Annotated in this window: 15 protein-coding genes, 2 tRNA genes and 1 pseudogene; all 18 read left to right on the forward strand. The window is 36.1% G+C overall.

Features of this window, described 5'->3' with window-relative positions:
• Positions 1-4: 4 nt before the first annotated feature.
• The 18 genes and pseudogenes from HND50_02010 (at position 5) to HND50_02095 (ending at position 15,832) form a co-directional block, all read left to right on the forward strand.
• The gene (locus HND50_02010; GenBank protein NOG43977.1) at positions 5-781 is read left to right on the forward strand and encodes a uracil-DNA glycosylase; all 777 of its coding nucleotides are present in this window, start codon (positions 5-7) and stop codon (positions 779-781) included.
• Between the two features lie 207 nt (positions 782-988).
• Positions 989-2,386, forward strand: coding sequence for a replicative DNA helicase (gene dnaB / locus HND50_02015; protein ID NOG43978.1), 1,398 nt, complete (start codon positions 989-991; stop codon positions 2,384-2,386).
• Positions 2,387-2,422: 36 nt separating this feature from the next.
• Positions 2,423-4,627 (forward strand): bifunctional (p)ppGpp synthetase/guanosine-3',5'-bis(diphosphate) 3'-pyrophosphohydrolase, encoded by a 2,205-nt coding sequence (locus tag HND50_02020; protein ID NOG43979.1) that lies wholly within the window; start codon positions 2,423-2,425, stop codon positions 4,625-4,627.
• Between the two features lie 85 nt (positions 4,628-4,712).
• Entirely contained in the window at positions 4,713-5,189 is a 477-nt protein-coding gene (gene greA, locus HND50_02025; GenBank protein ID NOG43980.1) for a transcription elongation factor GreA, read from the forward strand.
• Between the two features lie 59 nt (positions 5,190-5,248).
• Positions 5,249-5,458 (forward strand): annotated as a pseudogene (locus HND50_02030) (PspC domain-containing protein).
• 189 nt (positions 5,459-5,647) lie between these two features.
• Entirely contained in the window at positions 5,648-5,935 is a 288-nt protein-coding gene (locus HND50_02035) for a PspC domain-containing protein (GenBank protein NOG43981.1), read from the forward strand.
• Entirely contained in the window at positions 5,935-6,444 is a 510-nt protein-coding gene (locus HND50_02040) for a hypothetical protein (protein NOG43982.1), read from the forward strand. Before HND50_02035 ends, HND50_02040 begins: the two co-directional genes overlap by 1 nt.
• Before the next feature lie 93 nt (positions 6,445-6,537).
• Positions 6,538-7,785: a 3-phosphoshikimate 1-carboxyvinyltransferase gene (gene aroA, locus HND50_02045; protein NOG43983.1), complete on the forward strand. Its 1,248-nt coding sequence runs from the start codon at positions 6,538-6,540 to the stop codon at positions 7,783-7,785.
• Between the two features lies 1 nt (position 7,786).
• Entirely contained in the window at positions 7,787-8,605 is an 819-nt protein-coding gene (gene aroE / locus HND50_02050) for a shikimate dehydrogenase (protein ID NOG43984.1), read from the forward strand.
• 70 nt (positions 8,606-8,675) lie between these two features.
• Positions 8,676-8,758 (forward strand) — tRNA-Tyr (locus HND50_02055).
• 187 nt (positions 8,759-8,945) lie between these two features.
• Positions 8,946-9,019, forward strand: a tRNA-Val gene (locus tag HND50_02060).
• Positions 9,020-9,062: 43 nt separating this feature from the next.
• Complete coding sequence (gene thrS / locus HND50_02065) at positions 9,063-10,976, forward strand: threonine--tRNA ligase (GenBank protein NOG43985.1); 1,914 nt, start codon at positions 9,063-9,065, stop codon at positions 10,974-10,976.
• A gap of 41 nt (positions 10,977-11,017) precedes the next feature.
• On the forward strand, positions 11,018-11,506 hold the full coding sequence (locus HND50_02070; GenBank protein NOG43986.1) for a translation initiation factor IF-3: 489 nt from the start codon (positions 11,018-11,020) through the stop codon (positions 11,504-11,506).
• A 14-nt stretch (positions 11,507-11,520) separates the two neighbouring features.
• Positions 11,521-11,715 (forward strand): 50S ribosomal protein L35, encoded by a 195-nt coding sequence (gene rpmI, locus HND50_02075; GenBank protein NOG43987.1) that lies wholly within the window; start codon positions 11,521-11,523, stop codon positions 11,713-11,715.
• Between the two features lie 15 nt (positions 11,716-11,730).
• On the forward strand, positions 11,731-12,078 hold the full coding sequence (gene rplT / locus HND50_02080; protein ID NOG43988.1) for a 50S ribosomal protein L20: 348 nt from the start codon (positions 11,731-11,733) through the stop codon (positions 12,076-12,078).
• A 74-nt stretch (positions 12,079-12,152) separates the two neighbouring features.
• Positions 12,153-13,121, forward strand: coding sequence for a phenylalanine--tRNA ligase subunit alpha (gene pheS / locus HND50_02085; GenBank protein ID NOG43989.1), 969 nt, complete (start codon positions 12,153-12,155; stop codon positions 13,119-13,121).
• A gap of 39 nt (positions 13,122-13,160) precedes the next feature.
• Complete coding sequence (locus HND50_02090) at positions 13,161-15,545, forward strand: phenylalanine--tRNA ligase subunit beta (protein NOG43990.1); 2,385 nt, start codon at positions 13,161-13,163, stop codon at positions 15,543-15,545.
• Positions 15,545-15,832 (forward strand): hypothetical protein, encoded by a 288-nt coding sequence (locus tag HND50_02095; GenBank protein ID NOG43991.1) that lies wholly within the window; start codon positions 15,545-15,547, stop codon positions 15,830-15,832. Before HND50_02090 ends, HND50_02095 begins: the two co-directional genes overlap by 1 nt.
• The last annotated feature ends 12 nt before the right edge of the window (positions 15,833-15,844 follow it).

Below are 15,844 nucleotides of genomic sequence, written 5' to 3' on the forward strand. Positions count from 1 at the left end.
TTTTATGAATGGTGAAACACTTCAAGATTTAAGCGCCTATCTAAATTGGTATAAAACGGTTTACGGTGACAATATTCGCTTTGATGGTGAATTTGATTTTTCGATGGAGGTTGCTGATGAAACAATTTCGCCGGTTCCCAAAGCAAAGCCTGAGGTAAAACAACAGGTTCAACCCAAAAAGGAATTTATACCAAGGTCGGCAAAAAAGACTTTTGACGAACAGCTTCTTCACCAGGGCAATCCTGATTTAAGAGCATTTTACCATGAGATAAACAAATGTGCTAAATGCAGTTTAGGGCATACACGGACTAATTTTGTTTTTGGTATGGGCAATCCGCAGGCTGATATTATGTTTATCGGTGAAGCACCAGGCCGTGATGAGGATATGCAGGGTTTGCCTTTTGTTGGTAAGGCAGGGCAGTTGCTGGATAAAATGCTGTTTGCCTTACAAATGAAGCGCGAAGAGGTTTATATCGCCAATGTGTTAAAATGCCGCCCGCCCAATAACCGCGATCCTCTCCCGGATGAGGTAGTTCATTGTGAACCATATCTTAAAAAACAGATCGAGATTATTAAGCCAAAAGTGATTGTGGCTCTGGGACGGATTTCTGCGCAGGTTTTATTAAAGAAAAGTGATTCATTAAGCATGATGCGCCAATCAGAACATAGCTATGAAAACATCCCATTTATTGTCACTTATCATCCGGCAGCCTTGCTGAGAAACCCACGCTGGAAAGCCAATGCCTGGCTGGATTTACAGAAGATTGCAAAACTCTTTTAATATGATCAATATTAAGTAAATACAAATAGCTGTTTGCAAAGTTAGCTTGCTGAAAATAGATCAAAAAACTACTTTTCAAATATTGCAATAGAGCATTTTTTTGATTATCCTTTTCCAACAACTTTTTAAACAATCCAATACATAAAAACCAACTTTAAACCTTCCCGGCAGCATCGAGGAAGGTTTTGTTTCTTAGGAAAAATTTTCATGGATGTTTCCAAACCGGAAGAACAAATATTACGCACACCACCTCAATCAATTGATGTAGAACAAATTGTACTTGGAGCGCTGCTTCTTGATGAGGAAGCCGTGTCAATCGCCATTGAAACAATCGATGCCTCATTTTTTTATAAACCTGCACACAAGGTTATTTTTCAGGCAATTATGGAAATGTTTGATGAGAAAATTGAAATCGATCTGATTACATTGACAGAAAGGCTGAAACGCGCTAAGAAGTTTGATGAAATTGGTGGTGCCTATTATCTGGCAGAAATTGCCAACAGTACACCATCTTCAGCAAATCTTAAGAATTATCTGGGCATTGTAAAACAAAAAGCCCTTTCGCGAACTTTGATTAAAGAATGTACCACTATCATCGACAAGGCTTACGAACAAAATGATGATATAAACGAGCTTCTTGACCAGGCTGAAGGCAAAATCTTTGAGATCTCTGAAATGCGTATGCAGAAAGGCTTTGCAGGTATAAAGAAAATTCTGCATACAACTTTTGAAAAAATCGATCAGCTTTTCCATTCCGATACATCGGGAGTTACCGGGGTCTATTCCGGCTTTAAGGATTTGGAAAAAATGACTGCCGGTTTTCAGCCATCGGATTTAATTGTTTTGGCCGGGCGCCCAAGTATGGGAAAAACAGCTCTTGCTTTAAATTTGTGCCGTAATGCCGCAGTCGATCATGGAATTCCTGTTGGCTTTTTCAGTCTGGAAATGTCTTCAGAATCCCTGGTTATGCGTTTGCTTTGTACGGAAGCCAGAGTAAATCAAATGAATGTGCGAACAGGAAAACTTAACAAACAAGAGATGGAACGGCTGACAAGTCATGTTGCCCAGCTAATGAACGCACCTATTTATATCGATGATTCACCATCCTTGAATGTACTGGAATTAAGGGCCAAGGCCAGACGTTTAAAAGCGGAAGCAAATGTTCAAATGTTAGTTATTGATTATTTGCAGCTAATGGATGGTACAAAAGGGGAGAACAGACAGCAGGAAATTACCCATATTTCTCGTTCCATTAAAGGTATTGCAAAAGAGCTGGATATTCCTGTTATCGCACTCTCTCAGCTATCGCGTGCAAGTGAATCGCGTGATAAACATAACAAACGTCCACAGCTGTCTGATTTGCGTGAATCAGGCGCTATAGAGCAGGATGCTGATGTGGTAATGTTTGTTTACCGTCCTGAATATTATAACCTTGAAGAATTTGAAGATGGAACTTCTACGCACAATATGTGTGAAGTAGTAATAGGAAAACAAAGAAACGGTCCGGTTGGAAATGTGCGCTTAACTTTCCTGAAAGAATTTGGAAAATTTGCAGATCCCGACATGTTTCATGATACATCGGCAATGGGGCCGGCTGCTTTTTAAAAAATTAACTACGGTTTTAATAAACAAAAAACTTAAATGAATACCGCTAAATCTGCTTCAAAATCAAAAGAAGAAAAAATCATTAAACAAATGCATCAGCGATATGATAAATCGTTTGATCAGATGTGCCTTGATATAAAAGAATATTATTCTGAGTTCGATAGAAGCAGCCTTCAAAAAGCCTACGAGTACAGCTTAAAAGCTCATGTCTGGCAACAAAGATACTCCGGAGAACCGTATTTTGAGCATTGTTTAAATGTTGCTGTGATCCTTGCAGAATTGCGTATGGATCCCACAACAATTATTTCCGGTTTATTACATGATGTTGTTGAAGACACAAATATTCAGCTTGATGTTATTACCGAGGAATTTGGCGAACCTGTAGCAAAACTGGTGGATGGCGTTACAAAAATCAGTGAACTAAAATTCCAAAGTAAAGAAATCCGCCAGGCCGAAACCTTCCGTAAAATGCTTCTTTCCATGGCAAAAGATGTGCGGGTTATAATGATTAAATTTGCGGACAGGCTACATAATATGCGTACTTTGGAACATGTACCTGAGAAGAAAAGACCGCGTATAGCCCTTGAAACCAGAGACGTATATGCACCTTTGGCACATCGTTTTGGGATTGCTAAAATTAAATGGGAGTTGGAAGATCTTTGCCTAAAAAATCTTGAACCCGATATTTATGACATGCTTGTAGATAAGATTAAACTTTCCAGGGATGAGAGGGAAGGTTATATAAATGATATTGCCAATCCGATTTATGAGGAGATGTCCAAAAACAATATTAAACCAACCATTTCAGGCAGGCCAAAAAGTTTTTCCAGTATTTACCATAAAATGAAAAAACGTAACAGGCCTTTTGAAGAAATTTATGATTTACTGGCTATAAGAATTCTTGTCGATAAAGTTGAAGAATGCTACTATGCTCTTGGAATAATCCATAACCTGTTTAATCCTGTTTACGATCGCTTTAAAGACTATATCGCCATGCCCAAAATTAATGGCTATCAATCTTTGCATACAACCGTTGTTGGCCCGGCCGGTAAAATGGTTGAAATTCAAATTCGTACCAAGGCAATGCATGCCCTTGCAGAAGATGGAATTGCAGCTCATTGGAAATATAAGCAAGGCACCGAAGAAGAGAAGTCAATTGAAAAGGCTTTAAACTGGGTTAAGGATATGCTTGATAGGCAAATATCTGAAGATGCCGGTGAATTTATGGAAGATTTAAAGATCAATCTTTTTCATGATGAATTGTTTTTATTTTCTCCAAATGGTGATCTGTTTAAACTGCCTGCTAAATCATCGCCCATAGATTTTGCTTATGAAATCCACACCAATATTGGAAATCACTGTATCGGGGCAAAAGTAAATGGCAAGATTGTCCCATTAAGAACAACATTGAAAAGTGGGGACCAGGTTGAAATTATCACCTCAAATAGTCAAAAACCCTCGCATGACTGGTTGGGATTTGTAAAGACAAGCAAGGCGCGGCATTGGATTAAGAAGTATATAAAAGAAGAGCAGCTTCTTAACACAAGGGAAATCGGTCATGAAATTCTTGTTAAGTTTTTAAAAAAACATAAACTGACTGAAAAAAGCCAAGAGTTTATTGAAAATATTCCTAAGCTTGGTTTTAGCAATCTTGAGTCGCTAATTATTGCAATTGGCAGAGGAGAGCTTGTTGTAGAATCAATTCGCAAAAAGCTTTTCCCCACTAATGTTGAAGAAACTGAGCCAAAGAAAAAGAACTTTTTTTCAAAGTATTTAAAGAAATCCCGAAATCAATCCGGTATAAAAGTTCAAGGCATGGACAATATGCTGATTAACTTTGCCCAATGTTGTCATCCGGTTCCGGGTGATCCGATAATAGGCTATCTGTCTCGTGGAAAAGGAGTTACAATCCACCTAAATGATTGTAAAAACCTGGTTCATTTATTGGAAGAAAAGCAACGTATAATTGAAGTTGCATGGGATATAGAGAAAGACCAGGAATTTTTGGTTCAGCTTTCCATTATTGGCGAAGATCGCAAGGATTTTTTGAAAGATGTTACAATGTGTGTGTCAAAGCTGGAAACAAACATTGTTATGGCAAATTTCAGCAGCGAAGATCTTTATGCCAAAGGTCAACTAAATATTCAGGTAAAGAACCTGCAACATCTTACAAAAATCATTAACAGCATTTTAAAGCTCCAGGGTATTTTTTCGGTTGAACGTCTAAGCGATCCAAATTAAATTTAACTTTAAATAACAATTTAGAAACAGTGTGAGGACTCCAAAAGGACTACTTCACAAATTAAAATATTTGAAAGGATTTACAGTGGAATTTGTATATCTATCCGCAGAAGGATTAGAAAAACTAAAAAAAGAGCTACATGAACTTAAATATGTAACCAGGCCGAAGGTAACCGAGAAAGTCTCAACGGCGCGTGATCATGGCGATTTAAAGGAAAATGCTGAATATCACGCCGCCAGAGAAGAACTTTCTATGGTTGAGACAAAAGTACAAATACTTCAGGATCGGGTTGCGCGCGCAAGGATTATAGATGAGTCGGAGATTTCGCTTGAAGAAATAAGCATTTTGAATGTAGTGAAAATGAAGGATACAAAAACAAGTAAAGAACTGACATATACCCTTGTATCTGATGAAGAGGCAAATTTTAAAGAAGGTAAGATTTCTGTTGCTTCCCCTGTGGGAAAAGGACTTATTGGTAAAAAAGTAGGGGACGTTGCGGAGATCAAAGTTCCGGCAGGAATATTGAAATATGAGATTTTATCTATTGGTTTACCTGAATGAAACTTTGTGTTGTATTAAACCGTCTTTGAAGATGAATGTTTATAACAGGAGGCAACAGGATGGATGACAGTCAAGATAAAAGTAATAGCTCACCAAAATTATATAGGTCCAAACAAAGCAGGCTAATTGGTGGTGTTTGCGGTGGTGTAGCAGAGTATTTTAATATTGATCCATTCATTATAAGAATTGCCTGGGTTTTTGTTACACTTTTTGCCGGAGCCGGCATTATTGCTTATATCGCCGCTTTGATAATTGTTCCTGAAAACCCAAATCAGGAATATACAGCAAAAAAAGCTAAAAAAAGTGGTGACAGCGCAAAACTATGGGGAACTCTTCTAATCATTTTCGGAGGACTTTTATTATTAGAGCAAACTGGTTTTCTGTATCGTTTTCATTTTTGGTCATTTCCATGGCAAGCATTTATGGCCATCCTGCTTATAGGGTTTGGTCTTTACATAATGTATAAAAAGAAAACCGATACTCATGAAGAAGAGGAATATACTGATGAGGATGTTTATCAAAAAGACAATCCTTTAAAAACTGATTTTTATAGAATAAGTGAAAATAAAATGATTGCCGGCGTTTGTACAGGATTGGCACATTATTTTGATATAGATGTTACTCTAATACGTCTGCTTTGGGTTTTCGCCGCATTAGCTTCAGGTGGACTGGCTATAATTGCTTACATAATTGCCATCATTGTTTTCCCGGATGCATCGCCTCAAATAAAAAATGGAGGTGAATAATGAATAAATCTTATTTCTTTCCACTAGCCCTAATTGCTGTTGGCACAATACTGTTGGTTAATCAATTTGATTTGTTAAATTTTACTTTGCCATACTTGTTGATTGTTGGATTTGCAATACTTGGAGTCTTGCTAATCCGAAAAGCATTTTTAACCCCTTCCAGAAAAGGGCTTTTAGGTGGAAGTTTTTTCATTCTGATTGCATCATTGCTACTAATGATGGATTTAGGCATTATGCCTATCCCTAGTCAAGATGCGATGATTTTTCCAATGTTACTTATTCCTCTTGGTCTTTCAAATCTTATTTATTATGCTTTTACAAGATCAAGTTTTTCAAATGTAACATTCGGGGTGATTTTTATTTTGGCCGCTCTGCCTGTTCTATTCTTTTATTATAGTTCAATTCCGTTTTGGGAAGTCTCAGATATTGTTTCAACTTATTGGCCTGTCCTGTTAATAACTGCTGGGCTCGGTTTCTTGATTGATGGGATGCTTAAAAAAGCTAAATAAATTGCTTCCTAAATATTTTAATTTATATTTCAGGGCGGGTCAGTTAAATGACCCGCTTTTTTTTTATTAAATCCCAAACTAAACCAAATAATTATGATTCAAGGTAAGATAAAACTTCCTGGTGATAAATCAATTTCTCATCGTGCCGCTTTGTTTAGTGCCTTGAGAGAAGGCGAGTCACATTTTACAAATTTTAACTTAAACAATGATTGCAAAGCTACACTTTCTTGTTTAGAAAAACTTGGTATTGAACATAAAAAGAGAGGGACAAATCTAACAATATTTGGTAAAAGCTTTGATAAATGGCAGAAACCAAATGCTGCTTTAGATGCCCAGAACTCTGGTACAACAGCGCGATTATTATCAGGGTTGTTAGCAGCTTTACCTTTTGATACTAAACTTGTTGGAGACTCTTCTTTATCAAATAGGCCTATGGACAGGGTTGTAAAACCTTTACAAAAAATGGGAGCCAGAATTGACACAACATTGGGCTGTTTACCTTTAACATTCACCAGAAAAGTTCCTTTACAAGGTATTGCTTACACAACGCCTATGGCCAGTGCACAGGTGAAATCAGCCATATTGCTAGCAGGTTTATATGCTGAAGGTAAAACAAAAGTTACTGAGAATTCAATTACTCGCGATCATACGGAGCGTATGCTTTCTCTAAATTCAGAAATAACAGATAAACAAAAACATATTGAAAGCTCTTCTTTAAATTCCATTCCGGATTTGAGTATGGAAATTCCTGGTGATTTTTCTTCAGCTGCATTTTTTATTTGTGCAGCCCTGGCAATACCAGGTTCTTCGTTAAGAATATCGAGGGTTTCCTTAAATCCAACACGGATAGGTTTGATAAATGTTTTAAAGGAAATGGGTGCACAATTAGAATTTAATATTGAACAAGAAAAACCCGAACCAATAGGGACAATTGATGTTTCCGCTTCTAAACTCCAAAATCTAAATATTTCTAAAAAAATAATACCAAATATTATTGATGAAATCCCAATTTTGGCTGTTTTGGCTACTCAAGCTCATGGCGACTTAGTTTTAAGGAATGCAGAAGAGCTACGATATAAAGAATCAGACCGAATTAATACTATTGTACAAAATCTTCGAAAACTTGATGTTGAGGTTGATGAATTTAAAGATGGCTTCAATATTAGTGGACCACAAAAACTTGGACCAGGAACAATTGAAACACACGGGGATCATAGAATTGCAATGGCTTTTTCAATAGCAAACCAATTTACAAATAGTCATATCGAAATTGATGACCCTGAGTGTGCAGCGGTATCATTTCCGGGCTTTTATAAAACTCTTGATTCAATTGTTAAATAATATGGACAAATACGGCATCATTGGATTTCCTGTAAAATATTCTTTTTCCCCAAAAATACACAATCCTGCATTTAAACACTTAGCACTAAACGCAGAATATAAAAGATACGAGATTCCCCCTGATATTTTTACAGATGAGATTTTGAAATTAAAAAAGGCAAATATCAAAGGTTTAAATGTTACAGTTCCATATAAACAAAAGATTTTGTCTTTTCTTGATGAGACAGATCCACTAGCTGCCAAGGTTGGAGCAGTCAATACCATCAAAAAAAAAGGCAGCAAATGGATTGGTTATAACACAGATTTATATGGATTTTTGCTTCCTTTGCGTAATTATTTTGATACTATTCAATCTGTATTAGTTATTGGTGCCGGCGGAGCAGCGAATGCAATTTGTTTCGCATTAATCGATAAATTAAAGCTAAATATTTTAGATATTTTAAATCGGAGTAAGGAGAGGGCAGAGCTTTTAAAAGAAAAATTGGAAAGCCATTTAAATCCTGAAATCAAGATTTTATCAAAAAGCCAGAATGATAATAATCTAAAATATGATTTGATTGTAAATACCACAAATGTCGGAATGGCGAATCTTAAAAATGAAATCCCATTTAATATCCAAAATAATGTTCATGACAAAACAATAATTTATGACCTTATTTATAACCCAGAACACACACTTTTTTTGCAAGCAGCACAAAAATTGAACCTTACAACAATAAATGGTTTGGATATGTTAATTGGGCAGGCAAAAAAGAGTTTTGAAATATGGACAGGGCAGAAATTTCCGGATCAAGTCATCGACAGAAATATATTTTATTAAAAGTATAGTTTTAGTGAATTTTAATTTGACTCAGTAATTTATCATACCGTATATTAGTGACTCTTGTTAAGGGGAGATAGCGAAGTGGTTAAACGCAACAGACTGTAAATCTGTCGACTCAGGTCTTCGGAGGTTCGAATCCCCCTCTCCCCACAAAGCCCCGTTATTCGGGGCTTTTTTTTGGTACTTTCAAAAAAAGTATTAAAAGGTGTAGCAGGATTTTAAAGTCAAATTATAAAAGAAATTTATTTATATGTGTGTGATTAAAATATCCAATTAATTATCGCTAAAAAAGATTGATTTTACTGACTTTAGCCCGTAAATTCACCACTTTTTAAATGGGGCGATAGCTCAGTTGGTTAGAGCGCTACGTTGACATCGTAGAGGTCGTGAGTTCGACTCTCTCTCGTCCCACACATTTATTACATGAAATAAGATTTATGTCTAAGGAATTTTGTTGAAGAAAATAACACTTACGTTCCCTGATCAATCTCAGGTTGATTATGATTCTGGTATTACTCCTCTGGAAGTTGCAGCAGGCATTAGTAACTCGTTAAGAAAAAAAGCAATAGCAGCCAGTTTTAATGAAAAAACTATTTCTTTAAATTCTCCTCTAAAAGAAAACGGTGAAATACAACTGTTTACATTTAAAGATGCCGGTGGAAAAGAAGTATTTTGGCATTCGTCTGCTCACTTGATGGCCCAGGCAATTAAAAGATTATACCCCAAAGCTGAACTTGGTATCGGTCCTCCCATTGCGGATGGTTTTTATTATGACATTGATTTAGAAGAAAAGCTTACACCGGATGATCTTGGGAAAATTGAATCTGAAATGGCCAAAATAGTTGATGAAGATTTGCAGATTACCGGTCAGGTAATGGAGAAGGATTTCGCTGTTGATTTTTTCAAGAAAATTAATGAAAACCTAAAAATTGAACTGATCGAAGAATTAGACGAAACAATTACTGCATATAGCCAGGGTGAATTCACTGATCTTTGCCGCGGACCTCATGTAACATCAACAAAAGTGCTTGGTAAAAATTTCAAACTTCTTTCACTTGCAGGTGCATATTGGAAAGGTGATGAACACAATAAGCAACTCCAAAGAATTTACGGTACAAATTACCCGGACAGTAAAGAATTAAAAGCTCATGTCAAACGTCTCGAAGAAGCAAAGAAGCGCGACCATAGGAAGTTGGGGCGTGAACTGGAATTGTTTAATCTTAGTGACGATGTTGGAAGCGGTTTGATTTTATGGCTGCCAAAAGGGGCAATGATCCGTAATATAATTGAAAGCTATTGGCGTGATCAGCATGTCAAAAATGGATACGATCTTGTTTATAGCCCTCATGTTGCAAAATTAAATTTATGGGACAAAAGCGGACATACGAATTTCTATTCTGAAAATATGTTTAAGCCGATGGCTGTAGAGGAAGTTGAGTACCAGCTTAAACCAATGAATTGCCCGTTTCACATGCAAATGTATAAAACCAAAATACGCAGCTATCGTGATTTACCAATTCGGTACGCCGAGCTTGGTACAGTTTACCGTTATGAACGTTCCGGGGTTTTACATGGTCTGATGAGAGTTCGCGGGTTTACTCAGGATGACGCACATATTTATTGCCATCCTAAAAATCTTGCTGGAGAAATTAAAACAGTTCTTGGGTTTACAAAGGACATGTTAAATAAATTTGGCTTTACCGAGTTTGATGTTTACTTGTCAACAAAACCTGAAAAATATGTTGGGAGTGATGAAAGCTGGGAGTTGGCCACAAATGCTCTTAAAGATGCATTAGAAACCAGCGAAACACCTTTTGAGGTTGATCCTGGTGAAGGTGTTTTTTATGGCCCTAAAATTGATATAAAAATTCGTGATGTTTTGGGACGTTCTTGGCAATGTTCAACAATCCAGGTTGATTTTAATTTACCAGAAGGTTTTGATTTAAACTTTGTAGATGAAGACGGACAAAATTATAGGCCAATAACCATTCACCGGGCGTTACTTGGTTCTATCGAACGGTTCTTTGGGATTTTAATTGAACATTATGCCGGTAATTTTCCTTTGTGGTTGGCACCTCAACAGATTCAGGTTATCCCAATCGCCGACAGGCACGCAGAATATGCTAATAAGATTGCAGCAAGCTTAAAAGAAAACAATTTCCGCGTTGATGTTGATACACGTAGCGAAAAAATGGGTTTTAAAATCCGTGAAGCAGAAGTTCAAAAAATCCCATATATGTTAATCGTTGGAGATAATGAGATGGAAGAAAATAACGTCTCGGTTCGACATAAAGGAGATGGTGATTTAGGCAGGTTGACGCTTTCATCATTTATTGATAGATTAAGCACAGAATTAGATCAAAACTGATTATTTAAAAGGAGATAGTTATCGCAACCAGTAAAGTCAGAATTAATAGTGACATTAGAGTGCAGGAAGTTAGACTTATTAGCGAAGAAAATGAACAAGTTGGAATTGTTTCTGTTGATAAGGCCAGAGAAATGGCCGAAGAAGCTGGTCTGGATCTTGTTGAAATTGCACCAAATGCCAAACCGCCGGTTTGTAAAATTCTTGACTATGGAAAGTATATTTTCCAGCAAAAGAAAAAAGAGAAAGATAATAAAAAGAAACAACACGTTGTAGTTTTAAAAGAAATTAGAATGCGCCCAAAAACAGATGACCATGATTTAGAGTACAAATTAAAACATGCGCGGTCGTTTATTGAGCACAAATGTAAAGTAAAGTTCACTGTTCAGTTCCGAGGCAGAGAGATGGCCTATAAACAATTTGGTGTAAAATTATTAGAAAGGGTTACCGAGGCCCTGGAAGATATTGCCAAAGTTGAAAGTGCCATCAAATCTGAGGGACGAAATATGAACATGATTATGACATATAAATAGGAAGGAAATTGGTTATGCCAAAAATGAAATCTAACAGAGGCGCCTCAAAACGTTTCAGGGTTACAGCAAGTGGCAAGATAAAAAGACACTCGTCTCATCACAGCCACATTCTTACAAAAAAATCTGCTAAGAGAAAAAGAAACCTTAGAAAAGAGAGTTTGGTTTCCGATGCAGATTCAGCACGCGTAAAAAAAATGATTTTAGCATAAAAGCAGGAGAATAAAATGCCAAGAGCGACTAATAATGTTGCGGCCCGTCAAAGGCGTAAAAAAATATTAAAAGCAGCAAAAGGTTATAAACTGGGGAAAAGCCGTTTATATAAAACAGCAAAAGACCAGGTTGAAAAAGGTTGGTTATATGCATATAGGGATAGAAGAGCAAAGAAACGCAGTTTCCGCAGCCTTTGGATTACCCGAATTAATGCAGCCTGCCGTTTAAATGATATTAGCTACTCAGTTTTCATAAACAAATTGGGTAAAGCAAATATTGACTTAGATAGAAAAGTACTGGCCGACATGGCAGTTCGTCATCCAGAAGATTTCTCAGCATTAGTTAAGCAAGTTTCAGCTTAGTAAAATTAATAACTTGTTTTAAAAGGAAGTATATTTTTCATGTACTTCCTTTTTTTTTATAAAAGGACTTATCTGTGCATAGAATTAAAGAAATTAAAGATAGTTTTGACGCGGAAATAGAAAAAGTCAATAATGAAAGCAGCCTGGAAGAATTACGTGTTAAGTTTCTTGGAAGAAAAGGTTTAGTGACAGGCGCTTTTGCATTTATAAAGGATGTCTCTCCAGCTGACAAACCAAAATTTGGTGCTGAATTAAATATCTGTAAAAAACAGATCGAACAGGCTTTTTCAAACAAGAAGAGTTCATTTTTATCGGATGAAAACTCGAATTCAAAAATTGATCTCACCTTGCCGGGAAGAAGGACTCATTTTGGCAGAAAGCATCCTCTTATAAAGGTTGCAGACGAAATAAAAAGTATTTTTAAGTCATTCGGTTTTTCAATTGAGGACGGCCCCGAGATTGAAACAGACTATTATAATTTTGAGGCTCTGAATATACCTAAAAGTCATCCAGCACGCGCAATGCAGGACACTTTGTACATCACTGAAGATATCGTTTTAAGGACACATACATCTCCTGTACAAATCCGTGTTATGGAAGATCGTAAGCCTCCGATAAGAATTATTGCGCCTGGCCGTGTTTACAGACGTGATACACCAGACGCAACACATTCTCCGTTTTTTCATCAGGTTGAAGGATTGGTTGTAGGTGAAACGGTAACTTTTGCAGATTTAAAGGGTGTGATACAGGCTTTCGCACATAAAATGTTTGGTAAAGATGCCAAAGTTAGGTTTCGGCCAAGTTTTTTTCCATTTACAGAACCAAGCGCAGAATATGATGTTTGGTTTAATGGCAAATGGATGGAAATATCTGGTTGCGGAATGGTTCATCCAAACGTATTCAAAGCAGTTAATATTGACCCCCAAAAATACTCTGGCTATGCATTTGGTATGGGCATAGACCGCGTGGCAATGCTTAAATACGATGTTAAAGATATCCGCCTTTTCTTTGAGAATGATGTACGTTTTTTAAATCAGTTTTAACAATACTTTTATTTATATACTTCTTTATTATGGAACAGCATGAAAATTTCTTATAAATGGTTAAAAGAATACATTGATATCGATATCTCCATCGAGGAGCTTGCCCAGAAAATCACGGATTCCGGTGTGGAAGTTGAAGAGATTATTCCATTAGTTGCAGAATTTAACAATATTGTTTTAGGAAAAGTTGAATCCGTTTCAAAGCACCCGGATGCTGATAAATTAAGTGTTTGCACTGTTTCAACAGGAAATGAAACATTTCAGGTAATTTGTGGAGCACCAAATGTCGAAGCAGGTCAGTTAATTCCATTTGCACAACCCGGAGCAAAACTTCCCAATGGTATTAAAATAAAAAAAGCAAAAATTCGCGGAGTAGAATCTTTTGGAATGATTTGTTCAAAAGAGGAACTGGGATTTGAAGAAGCATCCGAGGGGATTTGGCCACTTAATACAACTGAACAATTGGGCAGCGATATAAATACAGTTTTGGCGGATTATAAAGATTATATATTTGACTTATTTATTACCTCTAATCGCCCTGACTGCTTAAGCCATGTTGGCATTGCAAGAGAAGTTGCCGCTTTTACCGGGAAAAAAGTCAATCTCCCTAAAATAGATATCGATGAATCTGATTCTTTCCAGGCAAAAGATTTAATAAAAGTCAATATTGATTATACAGAAGGGTGTCCGCGATATGCCACCCGAGTTATTAAAAATGTAAAAATAGGCCCATCACCAGAATGGTTAAAAACTAAGTTGGAAGCTATTGGTTCACGTTCAATTAACAATGTTGTTGATGTAACAAACTTTGTTTTAAACGAATTAGGACAACCACTCCATGCATTTGATTATGATTTGATTGAAGGACACCAAATCAATGTAAAAAACAGTACTGCAGGTAGTAAATTTACAACTTTAGATGAGAAAGAAAGATTGCTTCCTGAAAATACAGTTATGATTTGTGATGGAAAACGGGAAGTAGCTATTGGTGGAATTATGGGTGGTATGAATTCCGAAGTAAGTGATGTAACAACAAATATTTTATTGGAAAGTGCTTACTTCACTCCTAAAAACATTGTTACCTCTACTCGAAAATTAAGTTTAATGACGGATGCTTCACAGCGTTTTGAAAAAGGCACAGATTACGACGGTGTTATTTATGCGCTTGACAGAGCAGCTCAACTTATTAAAGATCTTGCGGGTGGAGAAATTGCTTCAGGCATAATTGATGAATATCCTCAACCAATAAATCCTTCAATAGTACCTTTTAGTTTAAGCCAGGTAAATCGCATCCTTGGCTCCACTTTAGATGACACCAAAATTCTTAATACACTTAAGAGAATTGATTTAATCGACAGCCCTTCAGGTATACAAGTGCCATCGTATCGTGTAGATATTAAAGAGGAAATTGACTTAGTTGAAGAGGTTGCCCGTTTAATAAATCTTGATAATTTGCCTACAAGCACCATCGAACCCGTTTATCTTGATCAGCCAGGTACGGGGCATGATGATTATATTTCATTGATGAGAGAAACTCTTATTGAAATAGGATTGCAGGAAATATTTACAAACAGCATGATAAGTACAAAAACAGCGGCAATAATCCCTGAAACTAAAACTGTCAAAATTCTAAATCCTATAAGTGACGACCTCTCAGTTATGAGGCCATCTTTGTTACCCGGAATTCTGTCAACAATATCACATAATTTTAACAGGCAGAATCCCGATTTAAAAATATTTGAAATTGGTCGTATTTTTTCTGATAATGGCAAAGATAAACTGCCCCTACAACCAATAAATTTTGCATTTGCGATTTCGGGAAAAAGGAATCCTGACTTCTGGGGAAATGAGGGAGAAAACTTTGACTTTTACGATTTAAAAGGCATAATTGAATCTTTATTCGAAATGTTAAATATTTCTATTCCTAATTTTGATTCTGTGAAAGAATTTCCTTTTTTAGATAAAGATTTCTCTGTACAGCTTTCGCAAAATGGCCAAAATATTGGATATTGTGGTAGAATTTCTAATGATCTCATTAATGAATTTGACCTTAGTAATGAAGTATATTTTGCTGAGTTAAACTTTGATTTGATAATTAAATTCATTTCAGATAATAAAAAGTATAAAACTATAGGAAAATATCCGTATATTGAAAAGGACTTAGCACTTGTATTGGAAAATAACATTCTAGCAAACGATGTAATTTCCTTCATTTATCAGCATGGTGGGAAGTTCCTGAGGAATGTGAATATTTTTGATGTCTATTCGGGCGATAAAATAAGTAGTGGCCACAAAAGTCTTGCTATAAGATTGAGATTCCAATCGGATGAAAGAACTTTAAAAGACAAAGAAATTGACAAAGTTTTTAAAAATTTAATCAACAAATCAAAACAACAATTTAACGCTTCTTTAAGAGATAAATAATGAAACTTGATCAGTTTGATAAACTTCATGATTTACTAAAGGAACTAGAAGAAAAGACAAGGTTGTTTAAACAAGAAAATTATAAATTAAAAATTGAAAATAAAAAGCTTCAAGATAAAATTTCGTTATTAGAATTAAATTCCAATAGCCAGGGTTTAAGTAAAGTAACTGAAATAAAAAAAGAGAACGAATCATTAAAAATTAAAAACAATGAAGCAAAGGCACGCCTTGCACATCTTATTAGCCAGGTGGAAGGAAATATAGCCTTTGAAAAAGGTGTTGGATAAAACAATTGGATC

The sequence above is a fragment of the Calditrichota bacterium genome, assembly GCA_013112635.1.
Lineage (GTDB): Bacteria > Calditrichota > Calditrichia > Calditrichales > J004 > JABFGF01.